Origin of the sequence: Streptosporangium sp. NPDC051022, from assembly GCF_040683035.1 — a bacterium.
GTDB lineage: Bacteria > Actinomycetota > Actinomycetes > Streptosporangiales > Streptosporangiaceae > Streptosporangium.
Genome location: NZ_JBFBCF010000040.1, coordinates 86,878 through 95,778 on the forward strand (window position 1 = coordinate 86,878; position 8,901 = coordinate 95,778).

Below are 8,901 nucleotides of genomic sequence, written 5' to 3' on the forward strand. Positions count from 1 at the left end.
GGTCAGGCCGCGCAGGGCGGCGGCGAACTCGTCGAGCATGCCGTCCATCAGCGGCGAGTGGAAGGCGTGGCTCACCCTCAGCCGCGTCGCCCGGCGTCCCCGCGCGCGGTACCGCTCGACGACGGCGTCCACCTCGGACTCCGTACCGGAGATCACGACCGAACCCGGTGCGTTGACCGCGGCGATCGCGACGCCGGACAGTTCGGCTGTGTCGGCTGTGTCGGCTGTGTCGTCATGGCCGGTCTCGACGGCCGCCATCGCACCGGGCGGCAGGGACTGCATCAGTCGTGCCCGCGTGGCCAGCAGCGTGCACGCGTCGGCCAGCGACCACACCCCCGCCACGTACGCGGCGGTGATGCCGCCGACGGAGTGCCCGGCGACGAACTCCGGCCGCAGGCCCCATGACTCGGCCAGCCGGAACAGGGCCACCTCGAACGCGAACAGCGCGGGCTGGGTGAACTGCGTGCGGGCCAGCAGCGCCTCGTCGTCACCGAGGACGATGTCCCGCAGCGGCCGTCCGAGCAGCAGGTCGAAGTGCGCGCACACCTCGTCGAACGTGTCGGCGAAGACGGGGAAGGCGGCGTACAGGTCCCGTCCCATGCCGGCGTGCTGCGCGCCCTGGCCGCCGAACACCACGGCGTGTCCGCTCACCCTGACCGGCGGGGAGGCCGGCAGGGCCGACAGCCGCGCGATCGCCTCGTCACGGTCGTGGGCGACGACGACGGCCCGGCGCTCGAGGTGGGCCCGGCCCAGCGCCAGTGAGCGGCCGATGTCGTGCAGTTCGCCGGTGCCAGGCCGGCGCAGGTGGTCGAGCACCCGGGAGACCTGTGCCCGCAGGCCCGCCTCGGTGCGTCCGGAGATCACCAGTGGCGCGGGGCCGACGACGGGCGTCACCGCGGCGCCGGCGCCCGGCGGCGCCTGCTCCAGCACGATGTGGGCGTTGGTACCGCTGATGCCGAACGCGGACACCCCGGCGCGGCGTGGACGGCCGGTGTCGGGCCAGTCGGTTCGCTCGGTCAGCAGCCGTACGGCGCCGCTGTCCCAGTCGACGTGTGAGGAGGGCGTGTCGGCGTGCAGTGTCCTGGGCAGCACGCCCTCCCGCATCGCCATGACCATCTTGATCAGACCGGCGGCGCCGGCCGCCGCCTGGGTGTGGCCGACGTTGGACTTGATCGAGCCCAGCAGCAGCGGGACGTCCCTGTCCTGACCGTAGGCGGCCAGCAGCGCCTGCGCCTCGATCGGGTCGCCCAGCGCGGTGCCGGTGCCGTGCGCCTCGACGGCGTCCACCTCCGACGGCCCGAGCCCGGCCGCCGCCAGCGCCGTCCGGATGACCCGCTGCTGCGCGGGGCCGTTGGGCGCGGTGAGGCCGTTGCTCGCGCCGTCGGAGTTGACCGCGCTGCCCCGGACGACGGCCAGCACGGGATGCCCGTTGCGCCGGGCGTCCGACAGCCGTTCCACGAGCAGGACACCGGCGCCCTCGGCCCAGCCGGTGCCGTCGGCGTCGTCGGAGAACGCCTTGCAGCGGCCGTCGGGCGCGAGCCCGCGCTGGCGGGAGAACTCCACGAACGTGCCGGGGGTCGCCATCACGGTGGCGCCGCCGGCCAGGGCGAGCTCGCACTCACCGGCACGCAGCGACTGCACCGCCAGGTGCAGCGCCACGAGGGAGGACGAGCACGCCGTGTCCACGGTGACCGCCGGGCCCTCCAGGCCGAGGACGTAGGCCAGCCGCCCGGACGCGACGCTGGTCGTGGTGCCGGTCAGCAGGTAGCCCTCGGCGCCGTCCGGCGCCGCCCCCAGCCCGTAGCCCTGGTAGGACAGGCCGACGAACACGCCGGTGGCGCTGCCCCTGGCCGACGCGGGGTCGATGCCGGCGTGTTCGAACGCCTCCCACGCCGTCTCCAGCAGCAGCCGCTGCTGCGGGTCCATCGCGGCGGCCTCGCGCGGGCTGATGCCGAAGAAGTCCGCGTCGAAGTCGCCGGCCGCCTCCAGGAAGCCGCCCTCCCGGACGTAGCTGGTGCCCTGGTTGTCCGGGTCGGGGTGGTGCAGGCGGCCGAGGTCCCAGCCGCGGTCGACGGGGAAGCCGGTGATCGCGTCGCGTCCGTCGAGCACCAGCCGCCACAGCTGCTCCGGCGTCGCGACACCGCCCGGGAAGCGGCAGGCCATCCCGACGATCGCGATCGGCTCGTGCGTCGCCGCCGCGGCCCGGACCTCACCGGCGTCGGCTTCCCCGGCCAGCAGGGCGCACAGGTGGTCCACCAGCGTGGCCGGGGTGGGGTGGTCGAACACCAGCGTCGCGGGCAGGGCCAGGCCGGTCAGGGCGGTGAGCCGGTTGCGCAGGTCGACCGCGGTCAGCGAGTCGAACCCGAGGGCGGTGAACGCGCGGGCGGGGTCGATCCGGCCCGCGTCGGCGTGGCCGAGCACGGTCGCGGTCGCCGTGAGCACGCGGTCGGTCAGCGCGCGCCGAAGTTCGGCCGTCGGCAGGCCGGTCAGGTCGCTCTCGTGCCGGGCCGGCTGGGGCGTGTCCTGGGCGATGACTGCTTCGGGGATCGTCTCGAGCAGCGGACGTCGCCGGGCCACGGTGAACGCCGAGGTGAAACGCGTCCAGTCGACGTCGGCCAGCACGAGCCCGGAGTCGCCGTCGTCGAGCGCGCGGACCAGTCCGTCGAGTGCGATGTCCGGGTCCAGTTCGGTCAGGCCGCGCCGCCGCAGGTGTTCGCCGACCCGCCCGGCCGCCATGCCGCCGCCCGACCACGGTCCCCAGGCGAGCGCGGTGGCGGGCAGCCCGGCCGCCCGGCGGCGTTCGGCCAGCGCCAGCAGGTAGGCGTTGCCCGCCGCGTAGGCGCCCTGTTCCCCCGCGCCCCACACGCCGGACACCGACGAGTGCAGCACGAACGCCTCGACCGTCCCGCCGAGCAGGTCGTCCAGGTGGGACGCGCCGGTGACCTTGGCGGACAGCACCTCGGCGAACTCGGCGAGCTCCATCCGGGCCAGCGGGGTGGCCTGCCCGACGCCCGCCGCGTGCACGACCGCCGTGACGTGGCGGCCGTCCAGCAGCGCGGCGAGCGCGTCACGGTCGGCGACGTCGCAGGCGGCGATCGTCACCTTCGAGCCCAGCTCGGCGAGCAGTTCCGCCGCGCCGGGGGCGTCGCTCCCGCGACGGCTGGTCAAGATCACACGCTCCGCGCCGAGGTTGAGCAGCCGCCGGGCGCTGTGCGCGCCGAGGGCACCCGTACCGCCGGTGACCAGCACGGTTCCGCGTGGTGTCCACCGCCGCCGGGCGGGCGGCTGCTCCAGGGGGGCGCGCACCAGCCGGGGCACGAACACCCCCGACGCCCGCAGCGCGACCTGGTCCTCGCCGCCGGTTCCGCCGAGCACCCGCAGCAGTCGCGCGATCGCGCGCGGGCCGGGGGTCTCCGGAAGGTCGACCAGGCCGCCCCAGGCGTCGGGCTGCTCCAGGGCCAGGACGCGTCCGAGGCCCCAGATCAGCGCGCCGGCGGGATCCGGCGCACCGTCCGCCGCGCCGATCGTGACCGCGCCGCGAGTGGCCAGCCACAGCGGCACCGAAAGACCGGCGCGCGCCAGCGACAGCGTGGCGGCCGTCCCGCGCGGCACGCCGGGATGATCACAGTGCGGCGTGGTGTCGAGGCCGAGCAGGGACAGCACGCCGGCGACGTCCCGCCCGGCGAGTTCCGCGGCGACCTGGGCGCCGGGGTCGGGCTGGTCGAGGTCGACCTCGACGGCGTCGAACCCCGCCGTCCACTCCAGGCCCATCCCGGGCGGGTGCACCACGAGCCAGCGGTTCGCCGTCCGGCCGCGCGGTTCGCCCGCGGGCTGCCAGCGCACGCGGTAGCGGTACTCCTCGGCGGCGGAGCGGGCCCGGTCGGCCGCCCGCCACCTGGCCAGGGCCGGCAGGGCCGCCGCCAACGCGGCCCGGTCGTCGTCCGCCGCGGACAGCGCGTCGAGATCGCCACGGCCGACGGCCTGCCAGAACGCGTCGTCACGGTCCGCGACGGCCTCGGGGTCGTCCGGGGCGATCCAGAAGTGCTCGTGCTGGAACGGATAGGTGGGCAGGTCCACCCGGTGCCCGTCGCCGACCATGGCGCCGGTGTCCACCGTCGTCCCTCGCACGTGCAGGCGCGAGACGGCCTCCAGGACCGACCGCCCTTCGGGCCGGTCGCCGCGCAGCAGCGGCACAGCGTCGCCGACCATGGCGGACAGCACGCTGTCCGGGCCGATCTCCAGCCAGTTCGTGACGCCGGAGTCCCGCAGCCACCGCACACCGTCGGCGAACCTGACCGTGGCGCGGGCGTGCCGCACCCAGTGGTCCGCGGAGGCCAGCGTCGCCGCGTCGACCGGGCCGCCGGTCACCGTGGACACCACGGGAAACTCCGGCACACCAGGCGTCAGGCCCGCCGCCGCGGCCCGGAGGTCCGCCAGCACCGGTTCCACGAGACCGGAGTGGAAGGCGTGGCTGACGTCGAGCCGCTTGGTCCGGTGACCGGCCGCGGCCAGCCGCTCCGCCAGCCGCAGGACGGCCGGCTCCGCACCGGACAGCACCAGTGACGCCGGGCCGTTCACCGCGGCGATGTCGACGCCGTCGGCCGGCAGCCGGCGCACGTCGTCCTCGGTGGCCTCGACCGCGACCATGACACCGCCCGCGGGCAGGTCCTGCATCAGCCGGCCACGCGCCGCGACCAGGGCGACGGCGTCGTCCAGGGACAGCGCGCCGCTGACGTGGGCGGCGGCGAGTTCACCGACGGAGTGGCCGAGCAGCCAGGCGGGACGCACGCCCCACGACCGTACGAGACGGAAAAGCGCGACCTCGATCGCGAACAGCGCGGGCTGGGCGAATTCGGTGCGCCGCAGGAGTCCGGCGTCGTCACCGTGCACGACGTCGATCAGCGGCAGCGGGAGCAGGGCGTCGAACCGCGCGCACACCTCGTCGAAGGCGTCGGCGAACGCCGGAAACCGCAGCCTCAGCTCCCGGCCGGCGCCCAGCCGCTGGGAACCCTGCCCCGAGAACAGGAAGGCGGTGTCGCCACCGACGGCAGCGGGCACCTCTGGCCCACCGGCGAGGGCGTCCAGCCCGGCGAGGAGATCGTCCTGGCCGGACGCCACGAACGCCGCGCGGTGCCGCAGCCCGGCCCGGCCCGCGGCCAGCATGAACGCGACGTCGCGCACCGGCAGCGGACCCGTCTCCAGGAAGGCGCGCAACCGGGTGGCCTGATCCCGCAGCGCGGCCGCCGACGCCGCCGAGAGCAGTACCGGCACCGGCAGCGCGGGCCCGTCGACGGCGGCCGGCGCGGCCGAGGAGGGCGGGGAGGGCGGGGCCTGCTCCAGGATCAGGTGGGCGTTGGTCCCGCTCACCCCGAACGCGGAGATCGCCGCGCGCCGGGGGCGACCGGTCTCCGGCCAGTCGATCTGCTCGGTGAGCAGTGAGACCGCGCCGGTGTCCCACGCGACGTGCGTGCTCGGCGTGTCCACGTGCAGGGTCCTGGGCAGCACCGCGTGGCCGAGGGCGAGCACCATCTTGATCACGCCTGCCACGCCGGAGGCGGCCTGGGAGTGGCCGATGTTGGACTTCAGCGAGCCGAGCCACAGCGGACGGTCACGGTCCTGCCCATAGGTGGCCAGCAGCGCCTGCGCCTCGATCGGGTCGCCCAGGGTGGTGCCGGTACCGTGGCCCTCCACGGCGTCGACCTCGCCGGGGCCCAGACCGGCGTCGGCCAGCGCCTGACGGATGACGCGCTCCTGGGACGGCCCGTTCGGCGCGGCGAGGCCGTTGCTCGCCCCGTCGGAGTTGACGGCGCTGCCGCGCAGGACCGCGAGCACCCGGTGCCCGTTGCGTTCGGCGTCGGACATCCGCTCCAGCACGACGACGCCGACGCCTTCGGCCCAGCCCGTGCCGTCGGCCGCGTCGGCGAACGACTTGCAACGGCCGTCGGGGGCCAGGCCGCGCTGGCGGGAGAACTCGACGAACGTCGCCGGGGTCGCCATCACCGTGACACCGCCGACGAGTGCGAGCGAGCACTGCCCGGACCGCAGCGCCTGCGCCGCCCAGTGCATCGCGACCAGCGACGACGAGCACGCCGTGTCGACGGTGACCGCCGGTCCCTGCAGGCCCAGCGAGTAGGCGACCCGGCCGGAGATCACGCTCGACGCGTTACCGGTGAGGAAGTAACCCTCCAGCTCGGCGGGCACGGCACCGGCCCGCACCCCGTAACCCTGGTGGATGGCGCCGACGAACACTCCGGTGTCGCTGCCCCGCAGACCGGCCGGATCGATGCCGGCCCGCTCGACCGCCTCCCACGAGGTCTCCAGCAGCACCCGCTGCTGCGGGTCCATCGCCAGCGCCTCCCGCGGGCTGACGCCGAAGAAGTCCGCGTCGAACCCGCCCGCGTCGTCGAGGAAGCCGCCCTCGAAGGCATAGGTCTTGCCGGGGCGGCCGGGATCCGGGTCGTACAGTCCGCCCAGGTCCCAGCCACGGTCGGCGGGGAAGGCCGAGACGGCGTCGCGGCCGCCGGCCAGCAGCCGCCACAGGTCCTCCGGGCTGCGGACGCCGCCGGGCAGGCGGCAGGCGACCGAGACGATGACGATCGGATCGTCATCGACCGCGGCCCGGGCGACCGGCGCCGTCGTGACCACGCCGCCCGACAGGTGGGCGGCGAGCAGGGCGGGCGTCGGATGGTCGAACACCAGGGTCGGCGGCAGCCTCAGCCCGGACGCGCCCGCCAGCCGGTTGCGCAGCTCCAGCGCGGTGAGCGAGTCGAAGCCCAGTTCGCTGAACGGGCGGGCGGAATCGATGCCGTCGGCGGAGTCGTGGCCGAGTACGGCGGCGGCCGCGTCGAGCACCAGGCGGAGCGCGCGCCGTTCCCGCTCGGCGGGAGGCAGATCGCCGAGGCCGCCGAGGCCGTTGAGTTCAGGGCCGGTCGCGACCGGGGCGGGTTCGGACGCGGCGAACTCCTCGACCAGCGGCCGGGGCCGGGCGCCGGTGTAGAGCGGCAGGAAACGGTCCCAGTCGATGTCGGCGACCGTCAGCGTCGTCTCCCCGCCGGTGACGGCGTCCTCCAGCGCCGCGACGGCCAGCAGCGGGTCCATCTCGGTCAGGCCGCGGCGGGACAGGTGCGCGCGCACGGCGTCGTCGACCATGCCGCCACCGCCCCAGGCTCCCCAGGCGATCGACAGCGTACGGAGCCCACGGCCACGGCGGTTCTCGGCGAGCGCGTCCACGTAGGCGTTGGCGGCTCCGTACGCGGCCTGCCCGGCGCTGCCCCACGTGGAGGCGCCCGAGGAGAAGAACACCAGTGTTCCCTCCAGCAGCGCGCCCAGGTTCGACGCCCCGGCCGCCTTCGCCGCCAGCGCCTCGCGCAGATCCTCCGCCGTGGTCTCGGCCAGCGCGATGCCCCGCCCGATGCCGGCGGCGTGCACGGCGGTGGTGATCGGACGGTCCTCGGGGACCGTGGCGATCAGTTCGGCGAGCGCGGCGCGGTCGGCCACGTCGCACGCCGCGACGGTGGCCGCGCAGCCCAGACCGGCGAGTTCGGCGACGAGCGCACCGGCCGCGGGCGCGTCGGGGCCGCTCCGGCTGACCAGCAGCAGGTGCTTCGAACCGCGGGTGGCCAGCAGGCGGGCGACGTGGGCGCCGAGTGCCCCGGTGCCGCCGGTGATCAGGACCGTGCCGTCCGGCCGCCACGGGGTCGTGTCGGAGTGGTGCGTGGGTGCGGCCGTCAGCCGCCGGGCGAAGACACCGGACGAACGGATCGCGAGCTGCTCCTCGTCGCCGTAGGCGCCGGCGAGCACGGCGGCCAGGCGGCTCAGCGCCCGGTCGTCCAGAGTCTCGGGCAGGTCGAGCAGGCCACCGCCGACAGCCGGGTGCTCCAGGCCGAAGACCTGGCCCAGTCCCCAGACCGTCGCCTGGCCGGGCTCGGTGAGACGATCGGACGGGCCGACCGAGACCGCGCCCCGCGTGACCGTCCATACGGGAACATCCCCATCGGCGATCGCGCGGTACAGGGCGAGGGAGGTCTCCGGCTCCTGTTCCACCGGCAGCAGCGACAGCACACCGGCGGCGGCCGGCAGGTGCGCGGTGACGCCGGCGACGTCCGCCACGACCGTCACCTCGGCGCCGTGCGCGCGCAGGGCGGCGGCGACGTCCTCCTGGCCGGAGGTGACGACGATCCAGGTCCCGCTCAGCCGTGCACGGGGCGTGGAGCCGGTGACCGGTTTCCAGCCGACACGGTAGCGCCATCCGTCGACGGTGCGCCGGCTCTGACGCCCGTGCCACCAGTCCGACAGCGCCGGAAGCACATCCTCGACGTCCACACCGAGCAGCGAGGCGAGGCCGGCCGCGTCACCACGGTCGACGAGGTCCCAGAACTCGCTGTCCGTCTGTGCGGCGACGGCGGGCCGGAGGTGGTCGGGCAGCCAGAAGCGTTTGCGTTGGAAGGGGTAGGTGGGGAGTTCCGCCGCGGGACCGCCGCCCAGCAGGGTTTCCCAGGCGATCGTGATTCCGGCGGTGTGGGCTTCGGCGGCTGAGCGCAGGAAACGGCCGGGGCCGCCGTCGTCGCGGCGCAACGTCCCGAGGGCGTTGTCGATTCCGTGGATCAGGACGGGGTGGGGGCTGCATTCGATGAACGGGCCGTTGCCGGCCGAGGCGACCGCCTGGTCGAACAGCACGGTGTTGCGCAGGTTCGTGAACCAGTAGGCGGCGTCCAGCCCGGCGGTGTCGAACGGCTCTCCCGTCACCGAGGAGTGGAACGGGATCTCCGAGGTCCGGGGCGTCACCGTTTTCAGGGCCGAGATCACTTCGTCGTGGATGCGGTCGACGTCGGCCGAGTGTGATCCGTAGTCGACCGGGATCCATTTGGCGTCGACGCCGGTGGCGGTCAGGGTGTCGAACAC

The 8,901-nt window shown here is 75.2% G+C and carries 1 protein-coding gene (only partly in view); it reads right to left on the reverse strand.

Translation table 11 applies throughout. The annotated features are described in order from the left end of the window. Positions 1 to 8,901, reverse strand: partial view of a type I polyketide synthase gene (locus tag AB0N02_RS41050; RefSeq protein WP_363958787.1) — the 5' portion only. 2,142 nt of this gene lie to the left of the window's left edge; 8,901 of the gene's 11,043 nt are visible here — the first part of the coding sequence; it begins with the start codon at positions 8,899 to 8,901; its stop codon lies off the left edge, out of view.